General features: G+C 64.0%; 15 protein-coding genes. 11 read left to right on the forward strand and 4 right to left on the reverse strand.

Going from position 1 to position 16,906, the window contains the following annotated elements; genetic code table 11:
* Positions 1-19: 19 nt before the first annotated feature.
* Positions 20-1,246, forward strand: a complete 1,227-nt coding sequence (locus CH275_RS22005) for a thiolase family protein (protein ID WP_037189455.1) — start codon at positions 20-22, stop codon at positions 1,244-1,246.
* Complete coding sequence (locus CH275_RS22010) at positions 1,243-3,348, forward strand: 3-hydroxyacyl-CoA dehydrogenase NAD-binding domain-containing protein (protein ID WP_094680384.1); 2,106 nt, start codon at positions 1,243-1,245, stop codon at positions 3,346-3,348. Before CH275_RS22005 ends, CH275_RS22010 begins: the two co-directional genes overlap by 4 nt.
* A gap of 235 nt (positions 3,349-3,583) precedes the next feature.
* Here the strand turns inward: CH275_RS22010 and CH275_RS22015 are convergent, their stop codons facing one another.
* Positions 3,584-4,303: an SDR family NAD(P)-dependent oxidoreductase gene (locus CH275_RS22015; RefSeq protein ID WP_256991164.1), complete on the reverse strand. Its 720-nt coding sequence runs from the start codon at positions 4,301-4,303 to the stop codon at positions 3,584-3,586.
* A 102-nt stretch (positions 4,304-4,405) separates the two neighbouring features.
* Between CH275_RS22015 and CH275_RS22020 the strand changes: the two genes are divergently transcribed.
* From CH275_RS22020 to CH275_RS22050, 6 genes are all read left to right on the forward strand, one after another.
* Positions 4,406-5,320 carry a helix-turn-helix transcriptional regulator gene (locus CH275_RS22020; protein WP_094680385.1) on the forward strand — a complete coding sequence of 305 codons (915 nt, stop codon included), beginning with the start codon at positions 4,406-4,408 and terminating at the stop codon, positions 5,318-5,320.
* Positions 5,298-6,179, forward strand: coding sequence for an RNA polymerase sigma factor SigJ (gene sigJ / locus CH275_RS22025; protein ID WP_094680386.1), 882 nt, complete (start codon positions 5,298-5,300; stop codon positions 6,177-6,179). The genes CH275_RS22020 and sigJ overlap by 23 nt, the downstream gene beginning before the upstream one ends.
* Before the next feature lie 39 nt (positions 6,180-6,218).
* Complete coding sequence (locus CH275_RS22030; protein ID WP_094680387.1) at positions 6,219-6,722, forward strand: flavodoxin family protein; 504 nt, start codon at positions 6,219-6,221, stop codon at positions 6,720-6,722.
* Positions 6,719-7,465, forward strand: coding sequence for an SDR family oxidoreductase (locus CH275_RS22035; RefSeq protein WP_094680388.1), 747 nt, complete (start codon positions 6,719-6,721; stop codon positions 7,463-7,465). Before CH275_RS22030 ends, CH275_RS22035 begins: the two co-directional genes overlap by 4 nt.
* A 221-nt stretch (positions 7,466-7,686) precedes the next feature.
* Positions 7,687-9,084, forward strand: a complete 1,398-nt coding sequence (locus tag CH275_RS22045; protein ID WP_094680390.1) for a sugar porter family MFS transporter — start codon at positions 7,687-7,689, stop codon at positions 9,082-9,084.
* 1 nt (position 9,085) lies between these two features.
* Complete coding sequence (locus CH275_RS22050) at positions 9,086-9,355, forward strand: YciI family protein (RefSeq protein WP_094680391.1); 270 nt, start codon at positions 9,086-9,088, stop codon at positions 9,353-9,355.
* 6 nt (positions 9,356-9,361) lie between these two features.
* Here the strand turns inward: CH275_RS22050 and dxs are convergent, their stop codons facing one another.
* Complete coding sequence (dxs, locus tag CH275_RS22055; protein ID WP_094680392.1) at positions 9,362-11,242, reverse strand: 1-deoxy-D-xylulose-5-phosphate synthase; 1,881 nt, start codon at positions 11,240-11,242, stop codon at positions 9,362-9,364.
* A gap of 180 nt (positions 11,243-11,422) precedes the next feature.
* Here dxs and glsA point away from each other — a divergent pair, with 180 nt between their 5' ends.
* A complete protein-coding gene (gene glsA, locus CH275_RS22060; RefSeq protein WP_094680393.1) occupies positions 11,423-13,249 on the forward strand; it encodes a glutaminase A in 1,827 nt (608 codons plus the stop codon).
* Between the two features lie 36 nt (positions 13,250-13,285).
* On the opposite strand, the gene CH275_RS22065 is transcribed toward glsA, so the two are convergent.
* Both CH275_RS22065 and CH275_RS22070 read right to left on the reverse strand, forming a co-directional pair.
* Entirely contained in the window at positions 13,286-14,044 is a 759-nt protein-coding gene (locus tag CH275_RS22065) for an anti-sigma factor (protein ID WP_094680394.1), read from the reverse strand.
* On the reverse strand, positions 14,041-14,796 hold the full coding sequence (locus tag CH275_RS22070) for a sigma-70 family RNA polymerase sigma factor (protein ID WP_094680395.1): 756 nt from the start codon (positions 14,794-14,796) through the stop codon (positions 14,041-14,043). Before CH275_RS22070 ends, CH275_RS22065 begins: the two co-directional genes overlap by 4 nt.
* Before the next feature lie 182 nt (positions 14,797-14,978).
* Between CH275_RS22070 and CH275_RS22075 the strand changes: the two genes are divergently transcribed.
* On the forward strand, positions 14,979-16,046 hold the full coding sequence (locus CH275_RS22075; protein ID WP_094680396.1) for an ATP-binding cassette domain-containing protein: 1,068 nt from the start codon (positions 14,979-14,981) through the stop codon (positions 16,044-16,046).
* Complete coding sequence (locus tag CH275_RS22080; protein WP_094680397.1) at positions 16,043-16,882, forward strand: ABC transporter permease; 840 nt, start codon at positions 16,043-16,045, stop codon at positions 16,880-16,882. The genes CH275_RS22075 and CH275_RS22080 overlap by 4 nt, the downstream gene beginning before the upstream one ends.
* Positions 16,883-16,906 lie beyond the last annotated feature (24 nt).

Raw genomic sequence — 16,906 nt, forward strand, 5'->3', positions numbered from 1 at the left:
GTCGGGAGGATCGAAAAGCGTGTCTGTACCCGCGTCCACCAGCTCACAGAGGAATGTTGTCTTCGTCGACGGCATCCGTACCCCGTTCGGCAAAGCAGGCCCCAAGGGCATGTACGCCGACACTCGCGCAGACGACCTCGTCGTCAAGGCAATCCGCGAGCTTCTTCGCAAGAACCCCAACCTCCCTCCCGAGCGCATCGACGAAGTCGCCATCGCCGCGACCACGCAGACCGGTGACCAGGGCCTGACCATCGGCCGCACGTCCGCTCTCTTGGCCGGACTCCCCCGCAGCGTCCCCGGCTTCGCCATCGACCGCATGTGCGCGGGTGCGATGACCTCGGTGACCACCACGGGATCGGGCATCGGATTCGGTCAGTACGACGTCGTCATCGCCGGTGGCGTCGAGCACATGGGCCGCCACCCGATGGGTGAGGGCGTGGACCCCAACCCGCGCTTCCTCGCCGACAAGCTGGTCGATCCCAGCGCCCTGGTGATGGGCAACACCGCCGAGAACCTGCACGACCGGTTCCCGAGCATCACCAAGGACCGGACCGACGCGTACGCCGTCGCCAGCCAGAACAAGTACGACGCCGCGAAGAAGGCCGGCTTCATCGCCGACACCCTCGTACCCGTCGCCACCAAGTCCGCCGCAGGCTGGGGCCTGGCCACCGAGGACGAGCCGCCTCGCCCCGGCACCACCGTCGAAGACCTCGCCAAGCTCAAGACGCCGTTCCGGCCTGCAGGCCGGGTCACCGCCGGCAACGCTGCGGGACTCAACGACGGTGCCACCGCCGCGATCCTCGCCGGCGAGGACACAGCCCACGAGCTCGGTCTGAACATCGGTATGCGGATGGTCGGCTTCAGCTTCGCAGGCGTCGACCCGGCCGTCATGGGCATCGGACCGGTCCCCGCGACCGAAAAGCTGCTCGGCCGAACCGGATTGAGCATCGAGGACATCGGCCTGTTCGAGATCAACGAGGCCTTCGCCATCCAGGTCCTTGCATTCCTCGAGCACTACGGCATCGCCGACGACGATCCCCGCGTCAACCAGTGGGGCGGTGCCATCGCGTGCGGCCACCCCCTCGCTTCCTCCGGCGTTCGCCTGATGACGCAACTGAGCCGCCAGTTCGCCCAGCAGCCCGACGTCCGCTACGGCCTGACGACCATGTGCATCGGTCTCGGCATGGGCGGCACCGTCATCTGGGAGAACCCCAACCACGCTGACTACTCGGGAGCAGCCAAATGAGTGACATCACCACTGCGTTCGAAGACGAGGTCGTCACGAACGCGTTCACCAAGATCATCTCCGTACCGGGGCTCGACGGCTCCATCGCCCTCGTGACACTCGACAACGGCTTCGATCACACCAAGCCGTCGACCTTCGGTCCCGGCGGACTGGCCAAGTTCGACGCTGCACTGGACGAGGCATTCGCGGCGAACCCGGTGGCCATCGCCGTCACCGGCAAGCCGTTCATCTTCGCCGTCGGCGCCGACCTCAACGGTGTGCCGAACATCAAGACCAAGGACGAGGCGCTCCAGATCGGGCAGCTCGGCCACAAGGTCTTCCGCCGCCTGCGCGAGTCGACTATCCCGACGTTCGCCTTCATCAACGGTGCCGCGCTCGGCGGTGGCCTCGAAGTGGGACTGCACTCGCACTACCGGACGGTCGCGGAGAATGCCGCTGCCCTCGGCCTGCCCGAGGCCTTCCTCGGCCTGGTACCGGGATGGGGCGGAACTCAGTTGCTGCCCAACATCATCGGTGCCTCGAACGCCGTCACCGTCGTCATCGAGAACGCACTGAACCAGAACCGCGTCCTCAAGCCGCAGCAGGCACTCGATCTCGGCATCGCCGACGCCCTCTTCGGCGGAGCCGATTTCCTCGAGCAGTCCCTGGCGTGGGCCGCTCAGGTCATCAAGGGCGAGATAACCCCCGCCCGTCCCGAGATCGACCGCGGACAGGCCTGGGACGACGCCATCGCCCGCGCCAAGGGAATCGTGGCGGGCAAGACCAACAACTTCGCCCCCGGCCCGGTCGCCGCTGTCGAGCTGCTCGAGCTCGCCAAGAGCACCGACATCACCGACTCGGCCTCGCTCGACAAGGCCTTCGCGGCCGAGGACGAGGCCCTGTCCACGTTGCTGGTCAAGGACGAGCTCCGCGCCGGGCTGTACGCCTTCGACCTGGTGCAGAAGCGCGCGAAGCGTCCCGCCGGTGCACCCGACAAGTCGTTGGCACGCAAGATCTCCGGCGTCGGCATCGTCGGTGCCGGCTTGATGGCCAGCCAGCTGGCGTTGCTGTTCGTGCGCCAGCTGAAGGTGCCGGTGATCCTCACCGACATCGATCAGGAACGTATCGACAAGGGTGTCGGCTACGTCCACGGTGAAATCGACAAGCTGCTCGGCAAGAAGCGCCTGTCCCCCGACGCCGCTAATCGCTTGAAGGCGTTGGTCTCCGGATCGATCGACAAGTCCGCATTCGCGAACACCGACTTCGTCATCGAGGCCGTGTTCGAGAACCTCGACGTCAAGAAGAAGGTGTTCGCCGAGGTCGAGGAATTCGTCTCTGCCGAAACCATTCTCGCGACCAACACGTCCTCGCTGTCGATCACCAAGATGGCGGCAGATCTGAAGCACCCCGAGCGGGTAGTGGGCTTCCACTTCTTCAACCCCGTCGCAGTGCTTCCCCTCCTCGAGGTCGTCAAGGGTGAGAAGACCGACGACGCCACTCTCGCAACGGCATTCGCGACGGCCAAGACTCTCAAGAAGTCGGCTGTGCTGTCGGCAGATCTGCCCGGCTTCGTCTTCAACCGGCTCGTCACTCGTGCGTCCAACGAGATCATCAGCGCGATCGACGAGGGCACCCCGTTCGATGTGGCAGACGGCGCAGTGGGCGAACTCGGCATGCCGATGAGCCCGCTGACCCTGCTGGCTCTCGTAGGACCGGCCGTAGCACTGCACACCGCCGAAACGCTGGCCGAGGCGTACCCCGAGCGGTTCAAGGACTCCGCCGGGTTCCGCGCTCTCGTCGAGGCGAAGAAGCCGGGTGTGTGGACCTACGGACCCGAAGGCCAGGTCGTCGATCCCGAGGTCGCCGCACTGTGGCCGCAGGGTGATTCGCCGTCGACCGCCGAGGAGGTTCTCGACCGGACCCGTCGGGCATTCGCCGACGAGATCCGCATCATGCTCGACGAGGGTGTCGTGGCAGCGGCCGAGGACATCGATCTCTGCCTGCTCCTGGGTGGTGGATTCGGATTCTGGAACGGCGGGATCACCCCGTACCTGGACCGCAGCGGTGCCTCCGAGGCCGCAACCGGTCAGCGCTTCCTCGCCCCTGGCGTGGCCAGCGTCTAGCATTGCGCCGCGTTCGAGGTCATGGACGGATTTCTTCTGATTCTCGTCCATGACCTCGGACTCGACAGTCATCCAGAAACGCCAGCAACTCGTCCTCGCGCGGCCGATCGTACGACTCGTCCGAGGATCGTGCGACCAGCCGACGATCGACGTAGTCGCCGGATCGAGTTGCGATTTTCCCCAGCACCACGTCGCAGAGCGATCGACCGGCATCGTCGATGGACGTCGCCAACGGCTACGCCGTCAGCAGTGGAAGCACACGTGCCATGGCGAATCGCGTCGCTCGTCCGCCATCCCGCGCCAAGCCGGTTCCCGGCACCAGGCCAGGATTGAACGAGACGACATCCACGCCTGCAGGCAGATCGCGCGCCAGCGCGTGGACCAGATGGATCGCCGCCAGCTTGCTCGTCGAATACGCAGTGCGACCCGCTCGCACCGACGTCGGCTTCGGGAAGCTGCCGGCTCGCGACAGCCGCTCCGGGGGCATCCATCGAGGCCCGGGGACCATACCCAGATTGTGGCGAAGATCGCCGAAATGCGTATCGCTGACGGTGATCACCACCCGGGACGGCCGGGCGAAAATGTTCTCGAGACTCCGCACGGCGAGGAGGTTCGCCAGCACGTTGATCGCGAACGTCGCCTCGTAACCGTCCTCGGTCTCGTACAGATCGCTCACCGATTGGACCCCCGCATTTCCGACGAACCCGTCGACCGGCGGCAGCTCCTTCGCTCCGGCGGCCCGCACGATCGCGTCGAGTGCGGCCGTCGTCTGCGCGACGGAACCCAGGTCGGCTCGTCGATGCGTCACTCGCTCGTGGAAAGGACCGGGAGTGCGGCCGATGGTCACCAGTCGAACAGCTGGGTCGAGTCGGAGAATCGACGTGGCCGCGGCCAGGCCGATTCCGCCACTCGCACCCGTCATGACGATGGTGTGAGCAGTACCGTCGAGTGTCATCGATCGACCCTGTCATCTTCCTGCGGGCGTCGGCAGTACCTCGGTCGGCCATAGGTCTGCCGGTACCAGTCTCGACTCGACGCAACCCGCCATACTGAACCGGTGACGACCACGCCATCGGAACTGGGCACTCTGCTCCGCACCTGGAGAGACCGATTGTCACCTCACGACGCCGGCATTCCCGTGACGGACTCCCGGCGATCCGCCGGTCTACGCCGTGAAGAGGTCGCGTCGGCTGCAGGGGTTTCGGTGGACTACCTGGTCCGTCTGGAGCAGGGCCGCGCGACGCACCCCTCCGCTCAGGTCGTCGATTCGCTCGCCCGCGCTCTGCAACTCGACCGGATCGAACGTGACCATCTCCATCGATGTGCCGGATTGCTGCCACCGCCGGACAGGGCGCTGGACGCGCCGATCACGCCTGGAATTGCGCGAATGCTCACGCGGTTGACCGAGTATCCGATCGCGGTGTTCGGTGCGGATTGGCAGATGCATTCCTGGAATCCGATGTGGGTTGCGCTGCACGGAGATCCGGAGACAGTGCCGCCGAACTGCAGAAACTTGATTCGGGCACTGTTCGGCGTCGACGACCGAGCCCGATCGTTGTTCAACCCGGTCGTCTCCTCCGGTGGCGGCGAGCACTTCGCGACCGCCTTGGTCGCCGACCTCCGTCTCGCGTCGAGCATTTATCCGCATGACGCACGATTGGCCGATCTGATCGCCGAGATGCGATCCGCGAACGACTATTTCGAGTCACTGTGGGTTTCCGGCGCCGTCGCTGTGCTTTGTGCCGACCGCAAGACCGTCACACACCCCGAGCTCGGTGACATCACGCTCGACTGCGATGTGCTGACCTCACCCGGTTCCGACACCAGGCTCGTGGTCTACACCGCCGCCGAGGGCTCTGCGGATGCAGACAAGCTCGGCTCCCTTCGCCGAGGTGCATTGTCTTCCGACGGGCCACCGACGCAGTCGAGTTCGTCTAGTTTCGAACCCGATGACCACGCAGACAGAACATGATGCAGCCGGCGACCGAGACCACCTGATTCGCGTCGGATATCGCATGTTGGGCTCGTACAGCGAGGCCGAGGACGCGGTCCAGGAAGCGTTCGTTCGGTGGTACCGGCTCAGCGAACACGAGCGCGCCGCGATCGACGTCCCCCTGGCGTGGATGACCCGAGTCGTCAGTCGCATCTGCCTCGATGTGCTGGGATCTGCGCGCGCACGTCGTGAGCACTATGTCGGTCAATGGCTGCCGGAACCCGTTCCCGGCCGCGACACATCGCTGCCGACTCCCGACCCCGCCGACCGAGTCGCTCAGGACGATTCGGTGAGCCTGGCGCTGCTGATAGTGATGGACACTCTCGGTCCGGCCGAACGGGTCGCGTTCGTGCTGCACGACGTGTTCGCGTTGCCGTTCGACCAGATCGCACTCACCCTGGACCGTTCCCCTGCCGCCTGCCGTCAACTCGCATCCGCCGCGCGTAAACACGTTCGGACGCGGCATGCCGGCGAGAGCGACCCGGTAGAGCACGACCGACTCGTTCGCGCATTCGCCGCAGCGTCGGGTAGCGGTTCTATCGCAGCGCTCACCACCGTTCTCGCCCCCGAGGTTTCACTGGTCAGCGACGGCGGCGGAAAGATCAGCGCCGCACGCAATCCGGTTCTCGGCTCCGACCGGGTGGCGCGATTCATCCGCGGAATCACCGCGAAGTCCACCGAACTCGACGGGTCGATCGAACCGGTGAACGGAGCGTCCGGCATCGTCTTTCGGCGCGACGGTACCGTATTCGCCGTTGTCGGATTCCGTATCGCAGGCGGCGTCGTGGCGAATGTATGGATCGTGCTCAATCCGGACAAGCTCAGGCACTGGGATTGAACACGCAGACATTTTCGTGGGCTGTGTCGTCAGTAGATCATGAAGCCGAAACCCAAGAGCTTGATCGTGTGCGCATCGGGTCCGCACCGAAACACCCGGAAGATCGCCGAGACCATCGCCACTGTGCTCGACGCGGAGGTCACGACACCGGACCTGATAGACCCCGCTCGCATCGCGGAGTACGACCTGGTCGGATTCGGATCGGGTATCTACATGGGCAAACATCACCACCAACTCCTCTCGTTCGTGGCGTCCTTGCCGAACGTGAACAGCCATAGGGCATTCGTATTCGCAACCAGCGGATTCGCCGATTCTCCGCTGAATCGATTCTCCCGCTCTCTCACAGTTCCGTTGAACAGCAAGGGCTTCGAGATTTCGGATGGCTTCTCGTGCAGAGCCAAAGACACCTTTTTCCCCTTCTCTCCCTTCGGTGGAATTCGAAAGGGTCATCCGGACGATGCCGATCTGCAGCGCGCTCGACTGTTCGCCGAGCAGTTGAAAACAACGCAGAAGAGCTGGAATTCGATCGGGGATATGCAATGAAGTTGGCCGTAGCCGGTGGAACAGGAACCGTCGGAGCGCATGTCGTCGAGGTGGCTCGTGAACGTGGACACGACGTCGTCGTGCTGTCGCGATCGGAGGGCGTAGATCTCGTCACCGGGACAGGACTGTCCGACGCCCTGGCCGGAGTCGAGGCAGTAGTGGATGTCGCGTCGACGCAGACCGTCTCGGCGAAGGAATCGACGGCGTTCTTCGCCGCCGTCACCCGCAACCTACTGACGGCCGAGACCGAGGCCGGTGTCGGTCATCACCTCGCGCTGTCCATCGTGGGAATCGACCGAGCCCCGCATGCGTATTACGCCGGAAAGATAGAGCAGGAAAGGATTGTTCGCGCCGGAACCGTGCCGTGGACGATTCTTCGAGCCACTCAGTTCCACGAGTTCGCCGGCCAGATTCGCGCACAGATGTCGTTCGGTCCGGTGAGCATCATCCCGAAGATGGTCTCGCAACCTGTGGCCGCACGCGAGGTTGCCGAACGAGTGATCGACCTGGCGGAGCAGCCTCCGGCCGGCCGAGTCCCAGACCTCGGTGGACCACGTGAAGAGCGGATGGCCGAAATGGTACGGCGCTACGCACGGGCTAGCGGTGCCCGCGGCCTGGTGCTCGAGGTACCGATTCCTGGCGCATACGGGCGTGCGATGCGTGACGGAACGCTGGTCACCACAACCGATTCGGACCACGGTCGACAGACCTTCGATCAATGGCTGGCCGCCAGGGCACGCTGAGTCTCCTGTGCCGAACTCGACGTCATGGACGACTTTCATCGAATTTCCGTCCACAACGTCGAGTTCGAGCAGCGGAATTTCGGACAATTCACCCAATCGAACGATGCTCACGGCAACGTGCCGAAAATCGAGTTCATTTCGCACCCATGTCGCGGTGCCGAGGACGATGATGGCGAACGACCACCATGGCCGCTGGTTCACCTCGAAAGCTGGGTCACGCGATGACGCAATCGACAGATCGGTACACCGCCAAAGTTATCGGAGTCACCATTGCCGCTGCCGTCGGCGGCTTCTTGTTCGGCTTCGATTCGTCCGTTGTCAACGGCGCGGTCGATTCGATCCAGGAAAACTTCGCCCTGTCGTCGTTCGTCACCGGTTTCGCGGTGGCAATCGCGCTTCTCGGGTGCGCGGTCGGTGCCTGGTTCGCCGGCCGCCTCGCGGACAGCTGGGGCCGCAAGAAGGTGATGCTGCTCGGTTCCGCACTGTTCACGATTTCGTCCGTGGGCTCCGGGTTCGCCTTCAGCGTCCCGGATCTCATGCTGTGGCGAGTACTCGGCGGACTGGGCATCGGCATCGCATCGGTGATCGCACCCGCCTACATCTCGGAAATCGCACCGGCTCGCTACCGCGGTGGACTGGCATCGCTGCAACAGTTGGCGATCACGATCGGCATCTTCGCTGCTCTGCTGTCGGATGCGGTGCTGCAGAATGCAGCCGGCGGGCCGTCGAACGATCTGTGGTTCGGTCTCGAAGCCTGGCGTTGGATGTTCCTCGTCGGCGTGGCACCCGCTCTCGTGTACGGATTTCTCGCCACACTCATCCCCGAGTCACCCAGATACCTCGTCGGCAAACACCTCGACGAGGAGGCTGCACGCATTCTCGGTGAGATCTCCGGAGAAGTGAATCCGAACGAGCGAGTCAAAGAAATCCGACTGACCTTGCGCCGGGAGTCCACGTCGTCGTTCGGCGATATTCGTGGACCCAAATTCGGATTGCAACCCATTGTCTGGGTCGGCATCACCATGGCGATCCTGCAACAGTTCGTCGGAATCAACGCCATCTTCTATTACTCGACGACGCTGTGGAAGTCCGTCGGATTCAGTGAGAACCAGTCGTTCGTCACGTCGGTCATCACCTCTGTCATCAACGTCTCGATGACGTTCGTCGCCATCTTGTTCGTCGATCGCTTCGGGCGTCGAAATCTGCTCATGATCGGCTCGATCGGAATGTTCGTCGGCCTGGTGTTGGCGGCCATCTCGTTCACCCAGGCCGTGGGTAGCGGCGACCAACTGGAGTTGCCGTCGCCCTGGGGTCCCGTCGCGCTGGTCGGTGCCAACCTGTTCGTCGTCTTCTTTGCCGCTACCTGGGGGCCGATCATGTGGGTGATGCTCGGAGAGATGTTCCCCAACCGAATGCGTGCCGTCGCACTCGGCATCAGTACTGCGGCCAACTGGGTCGCGAATTTCGCCATCACCCTGGCATTTCCACCGCTGTCCGACACCATCGGACTCGGATTCATCTATTCGTTCTTCGCGTTCTTCGCGATCCTGTCGTTCTTCTTCGTCAAGTACAAGATCAGGGAGACCAAGGGAATGGAGCTCGAGGACATGGTGATCTGACATGCCGATGTTCGTCGTCGAGTACGCGTACTCACCCGAAACGTCCTCTGGCCGTGACGATCATCGGACCGACCATCGCGCGTGGCTGCGCGAACTCGAGCGCCGCAAGATCCTGCGGTCGTCAAGCCCGCTGGCCGACCACAGCGGCGCAACCATGATCGTCGAAGGTGCCGACAAGGAGAGTGTGGAACGAATGTTCTCGCACGATCCCTTCGCACTGGCACATCTGATCGACCGCGTTCGAGTGGACGAATGGGTCGCGGGAACGTAGAAGACGTCAGAGGCTTTTGACCCAGTCCGAGACTCGCTGCACCACGTCCTCGCACGTGAGACCGAGTTCGTGGTGCAGCTGCTCACGCGATGCGTGGTCCAGGAAGCGTTGCGGCACACCGAGATCACGGCACGGGGTGTCGACGCCTGCACCGCGCAGTGCAGCCGACAGGGCCGAGCCGATGCCACCGTGCAGACCGCTGTCCTCGATGGTCACGACAAGTCGGTAGTCCTCGGCCAGCTTCAGCAACGACTGAGGAATGGGGAGCACCCACCTGGGATCGACGACGGCGACCGAGATACCGTCGTGCCCGAGTTTCTTCGCTGCGTCGAGAGCGAGTGAACCGAAGACGCCGACCGCGACGATCAACACGTCACCCGTCGCACCCGATGGCTCGGCCAGCACGTCGACGATTCCGTCCAGTCGGCGCACTGCCGACACGGTCTCGGTGACGGCTCCCTTCGGGAAGCGCAGTGCAGTGGGCCCGTCGGACGTAGAGATCGCCTCTGCCAACTCCTCACGGAGTGTCTCGGCATCTCGCGGTGCCGCCACTTTCATGCCCGGGATGATGCCGAGCAGAGACATGTCCCACATGCCGTTGTGGCTGGCACCATCGGCACCGGTCACACCGGCACGATCCAGAACCACGGTGACCGGCAATCCGAGCAGGGCCACGTCCATCAGCAACTGGTCGAACGCACGATTGAGGAAGGTCGAGTAGATGGCGACCACCGGATGCATGCCGCCGAGCGCGAGACCGGCAGCAGACGTCATGGCGTGTTGCTCGGCGATACCCACGTCGAACAGACGGTCCGGAAACCGAACTCCGAATGCGGCGAGCCCGGTGGGCGCCGCCATCGCCGCGGTGATCGCAACGACGTCCTCGTTGTGTTCGCCCTGCTCGATGAGGGCCGCCGAGAAGACCGAGGTCCAGTCCGGTGCCGACTTCGATCGGGCCAACCCGGTCGCCGGATCGATGACTCCGGTGGCGTGCATCTGATCGGCGACATCGTTCTCGGCATGGACATAGCCCATGCCCTTGCGCGTCACCGCGTGGACGATGACGGGTCCGCCGTAGGCCTTGGCTCGGCGCAGGGCCGATTCCATTGCATGCTGATCGTGGCCGTCGACAGGACCCAGATACTTGATGCCGAGGTCGGTGAACATCACCTGCGGGCTGATCGCGTCCTTCACGCCCGCTTTCATACCGTGCAGCATCGTGTAAGCGGTGGGACCGACGACGGGAATCTTGCGAACGATGCGACGGCCGTTGTCGAGGATCTTCTCGTACTCGGGCTGCAGCCGTAGGGCCGCCAGGTGATCGGCCAGGCCGCCGATCGTCGGGGCGTACGAGCGGCCGTTGTCGTTGACGACGATGATCAGGGATCTGTCACGGCCGGCCGCAATGTTGTTGAGCGCCTCCCAGCACATCCCGCCGGTGAGCGCACCGTCGCCGACGACAGCAACGACGTGTCGATCGGTCTCACCCTTGAGCGCGAAGGCTTTCGCCAGACCGTCGGCGTAGGACAGGGAGGCCGACGCATGGGAGGACTCGACCCAGTCGTGTTCGCTCTCGACTCGCGATGGGTAGCCGGACAGACCGCCCTGCTTGCGGAGCGTATCGAACAATCCTGTTCGCCCGGTGAGCATCTTGTGGACATAGGCCTGGTGGCCGGTGTCGAAGATGACGGGGTCACGCGGTGAATCGAAGATGCGGTGGATTGCCAGCGTCAGCTCCACCACGCCGAGATTGGGACCGAGGTGACCCCCTGTGGCCGATACCTTCTCGACGAGAAACGCGCGGATCTCACGAGCCAACTCCGCCAGCTCCGCGCTACCGAGGTCGCGCAAGTCCTCGGGCGTCTGAATTCGCGCTAGGACACCCAACGAGATCGCTCCCTCCGGCCGGAAAAACCACTGGACAATTCAGTCTACGGAGTTGCTGTCCCCGCGCTGCTCCGCCCAGCGTGGTGACGGTGACACTACCGTCGATCGTCGGGATGCCTCGGATCGGCCGCCCCTAACCTCGACGGTGACGAAACGGACACCACACATACAGTGTCGCCCATGAGCAACGTCGTCGATGCCATCCTGGGCCGAGTACACGATCTCTGCCGAGACGATTCGTCCGGACAGATAGCGGACTATATTCCAGAACTCGCGGCCGTCACACCCGACGGATTCGGTATCGCCCTGACCACCACGGACGGCTACGTCTACGAGGTCGGCGACACGAGACTCCCCTTCACGATCCAATCCATCTCCAAGCCGTTCACCTACGCCTTGGCTCTGGCCGATCGCGGACTCGACTTCGTCGCGAGCAAGATCGACATCGAGCCGTCCGGGGAACCCTTCAACGAGATCAGCCTCGACCCGGTGACCGAGCGCCCACGCAACCCGATGATCAATGCGGGTGCCATCACGTCGGCGTCGCTGATCGCCGGGCGCAACCCTCAGGATCGATTCGAACGTATTCGTGCCTCGTATTCTCGGTATGCAGGAAGGTCTCTCACGTTCAACGACGCCGTCTACCGCTCGGAAGCGCGTACCGGTCATCGCAATCGCGCCATCGGATACATGCTCCGCTCGTTCGACATCATCGATCACGATCCCGATGCTGCCGTCGATCTCTACTTTCGTCAGTGTTCGATAGACGTCACCGCTGCCGACCTCGCCATGATGGCGGCCACCATGGCCAACAACGGGGTCAATCCCCATACACGGGAACGTGCACTCGCACCGGCACTCGTCGAACATGTGCTGTCGGTCATGACCACGTGTGGGATGTACGACGGCGCCGGCGACTGGGTGGCGCGGGTGGGTATGCCGGCGAAGAGCGGAGTCGGGGGCGGGATCCTGGCGGTACTGCCCGGACAGATGGGGATCGCCGTCTATTCACCGCGACTCGATTCCCACGGCAACAGCGTGCGGGGAGTTGCCGCCTGCCGGGAACTCTCGAACCGACTCGAACTGCACTTCCTGCACGTCACTCGTGCGGCGAAGTCCTCGATCCGGCGTCGCTACGTGGTGACCGAGGCACCGTCGCGCAAGCGGCGCTCCGAGGTCGAACAGGCCACTTTGGCTGCTGTGGGCGAACGCGCCCGCGTGTACGAGCTGCACGGCGATCTGCTGTTCTCCGGTGCCGAGACCGCTGTTCGTGAGATCGGCGACCTGGACCGGGAACTGGATGCCCTCGTCATCGATGTGCGCGGCGTCGACGAGGTCAGCGCGATCGCCCGCACCATGTTCGAGGACCTCCGCCAGGATCTCGCCGAACACGGCTGTGTAATGGCTCTGGTCGACCCGAGAGCGATCATGGGTCACACCGCATCGAGTCTCGACCCGTCCGATCCGGCGGGTCGGGTGTACTCGAGCCTCGGTTCGGCAGTTCAGTGGGCAGAGAACCTGCTTCTGGATCGGCACTGCGCAGGTGCGCGACAGCCGACCGTGGTCGCGATTGCACAGCACCCGCTGCTCTCCGGTCTCTCGTCCGAACAGTTCGACGCGGTGACGCCCTATCTGGAGAAGCGCCACTACGCGCGCGGAGACGTCATCGTTCGTCACGGCGACCCCGCGGCGGGCCTGTTCCTGATGCTGCGCGGAGAAGTGTCGTCGACGGCGGTGTCCGCCGACGGCGGCAGGCACCGCATCACCACTCTGTCGCCCGGCATGAGCTTCGGCGAGATGCCCCTGCTGATGTCGGTTCCGTTCCTTCTCGACATGGTGGCCGACACTCCGGTCGACCTGGTGGTCGTGTCCGTCGAGAACTTCGAGGCGCTCACGCACGATGCACCGGAGATCAAGCTGGCACTGCTGGAAAATGTCGCGACAGGAGCGTACGGACAGATGGCGGCGGTGATCAAGACGCTCGGGCGGTTCGACATCGGCATCTGACGCCGACGGTCGAACCGTCCGAGGCTCGGGCTTCGCTCAGGCGCCGAGTGTCAGCATCGTGAGCACTTCGGTGGGCTGTGGTGAGCCACCGGCGGGTTCGAGCGAGAACGCGAAGTTCGTCGACGTTCCCAATCCGTCGACCACCGTGCCCGACTCCGAGGTGAGTTGATCCTCGGTCACCACACCTGCCGAGCGAGGAGAACCGTCCACGAACCACATCTGGTACGCGCGCCCCGGCGGCGGCTGGGGAACTCCGTCGAGACTGACCACGACCGCGTTCCGAGAAAGCGAGTACGAGACCGTCGCCGTACCGCCTCCGGGGAACTCCGCTGTGGACTCACGCGCATCGGGAGCGGCCACGATCTGTTCGGCCTGCGAGGGCTGCGGGTCGTTGCCCACCGTTTGCGTGACGACCACGACACCGCCCACGGCGACGATCACCGCAGCGGCGGCCGAGACCATCGAGTACCGCCAGGTTTTCGAGCGCTCCCGCCGATGCCGGTGCAACGGCGTCACGTTCGGTGGCAGCTGGTGAACCGTCGGCTCCTGCTCGCTGACGGCGACCTGATCGAGCACCGATCGACGCAGTCGGTCGGGTGCGGGCGTCGCATCCGCTGCGGCCGCCAAGGCCAGCGTCTCGTGGATCTCACCCACGAGAACATCGAACTGGACGCGTGCGGTGTCGTCGACGCGTAGCCGCTCGGCCTCGATGTCGAGTCGCTCGGAATCGGTTGTCGCGTGGAGGGCGTAGACCTCCGCATCGTCGAGTAGTCGCTGCCGTGACGAGTCGTTCATTGCGGGATCACCCCCAGACATGTCTTCAACTTGATCAATCCATCTCGTATGCGCGATTTGATGGTGGGAACCGCGACCCCGAGCCGCTCCGCAACTTCGCGATAGGTGTAACCGCTGTAGTAAGCCATTCGTACCGACTCGCTCTGCGTATCGGTCAGAGTTTCGAGACAGGCAACCACGGCCTCCGACTCGAGCCGCTGCGTCACTGTTTCGAGCACTTCGTCGTGCTCGGGCGTGTGACTCACAGCGCCGTACGCAGCCTCACGGTCGGTGCCCGACTGCTCGCTTCGGACGCGATCGACGGCCCTGCGGTGAGCCAGCGTCATGATCCATGCGAGCGGGCTTCCCTGGTTCGGGTCGTAATTCGGTGCCGCGCGCCAGATCTGAAGAAAGACCTCCTGCGCGGTCTCCTCGCTGTAACCGGGGTCGCGAAGTACGCGCAACACCATTCCGTACACCCGCGACGAGGTCGCGTCGTACAGCTCGGCGAACGCCGCCCGGTCACCCTGCGCAACCGACGCCATCAATCGACGGAGTCGATCCGTTTCCTCGGCCCGCAAGTTCTTCAACTGTGGGCTGGGAACGGCGCAGACCGCATCCTCTGTGGCGTAGCTATCGGCAGCGTCGGACGTCGTCCGGTCACGGCCGGCATCCGGCGACCCGGACGCGCCGGAAAACGGCGCGCTCATCGGAAAATCGTCCCAGTAGACGGGTTCATGATCGAGTTCATCGATCACGACACTAGTGGTCATAGTGCTCTCATATCGAAACCTCCGCGTTTTCCCGCCGCGGTACATATTCGGAACAAAGCGGCTGCAGGATGGTTCCGCTGCGAATATTCGTTTGCGACGAAGTGGACCGCGATTCATCCTTGACGGAGAATCGGACAATCGTGGGTAATCGGGCGATGGACCCACCGGAGGAGTCGAGAGATATGGCGGCGATCGAAACACACGGTCTTGTCAAGCGATTCGGGGCGAACGTCGCGGTCGACGGCGTCGATCTGTCCGTCCCGTCCGGTGGGGTCTACGGCGTGCTGGGGCCGAACGGTGCAGGCAAGACCACGACCATCCGAATGCTGGCCACGCTCCTCCCGATCGACGGAGGCAGTGCGCAGGTCTTGGGGCACGACGTGGCGAGCGAGCCCGAGGCCGTCCGGCGGAAGGTCTCTCTGACAGGCCAATTCGCCTCACTGGACGAGGATCTGACCGGAACGGAGAATCTGATTCTGCTCGCGCGCCTGCTCGGGTATTCACGGCCCGCCGCCCGGTCGCGAGCCGATCAGCTGTTGACCGCGTTCGACATCTCCGACGCCGGGCCGCGACAGGTCAAGACCTATTCCGGTGGCATGCGCCGACGCATCGACATCGCGGCCAGCATCATCGTCACCCCCGAGTTGATCTTCCTGGACGAACCCACCACCGGACTCGATCCGCGCAGCCGCAACCACGTCTGGGAGATAGTCCGGGCACTGGTGGCGGGCGGCACGACGGTGCTGCTGACTACTCAGTACCTCGACGAAGCCGATCAGCTGGCCGGGCGTGTCGCGGTCATCGACCGTGGCAGGGTGATCGCCGAAGGTACGACCGGTGAGCTGAAGGCCTCGGTGGGATCGAACTCGCTACACCTGCGAGTTCTCGACGCGGCCCAGAGAAACGCTGCCGCACGACTTCTGCGAGACCTACTCGGTGGCAACGTGACCGAGGATCCTGATCCCTCGACCGTCACAGCGCGGCTGGACAACCCGGCGCAAGCCGCGCCGATCCTTCCTGCACTCGCCACGGCAGGAATTTCCATCGCGTCCTTCACACTCGGCCAACCGAGCTTGGACGAGGTGTTCCTTGCTCTCACCGGACACGAGGCGGGAGTGGAGCCTGCAGGAACGACCCACGGGGCGGGAGTGGAGCCTGCAGGAACGACCCACGGGGCGGGAGTGGAGCCTGCAGGAACGACCCATCGAGCCGGCACCGCAATCGAATCCGACCGAGAGGTGGCGTCGTGACCGCCGAAACCCAGCAGTCGACTCCGCAGGCCTCGACCATCATCGACGTTCTGACTGCCGCCGGGCCCCGTCCGGCGCGACCGTCGTCGCTGTCCACGTCGTTGAGCTTCGGTTGGCGGGCGCTGCTCAAGATCAAGCACGTGCCCGAGCAACTGTTCGACGTGACGGCCTTCCCCATCATGTTCACGCTGCTGTTCACCTACCTGTTCGGCGGTGCACTGGCGGGGTCGACCGACGCATACATTCAGTTCCTGCTCCCCGGCATCCTGGTTCAGACCGTGGTGATGATCACGATGTACACCGGCGTGACCATGAACAAGGACATCGAGAAGGGCGTATTCGACCGATTCCGATCGCTGCCCATCTGGCGTCCGTCCCCGTTGGTGGGTGCACTGCTCGGGGACGTCGTCCGTTACACGCTGGCATCGGTGATCGTGCTGATCCTCGGCCTGATCCTCGGGTTCAGGCCGCAGGGTGGCCTGCTGGGGGTCGTGGCCTCGATCGCTCTGCTGCTGGTGTTCTCGTTCTGCCTGTCCTGGATCTGGACGATGATCGCCATGATCGTGCGCACCGAGGCCGCAGTGATGGGTGTGTCGATGTTCATCCTGTTTCCGTTGACCTTCGCAAGCAACATTTTCGTCGATCCCAGCACGATGCCCGGTTGGCTCCGTGCTTTCGTGGATGTCAATCCGGTCAGCTTCCTGGTCACCTCGCTGCGTGGCCTGATGCAGGGTGACGTCGACACCGGCCGACTCGGTGTGACGCTGGTGCTGTGTGCCGTCCTGCTGGCCGTGTTCGGGCCTGTCACCATGCGGCTGTACAACCGAAAGTCCTAGGGCGGGAGGTCGGTATCCACACCG

This window comes from Rhodococcus sp. 06-235-1A, from assembly GCF_002258785.1.
Taxonomy (GTDB): domain Bacteria; phylum Actinomycetota; class Actinomycetes; order Mycobacteriales; family Mycobacteriaceae; genus Rhodococcoides.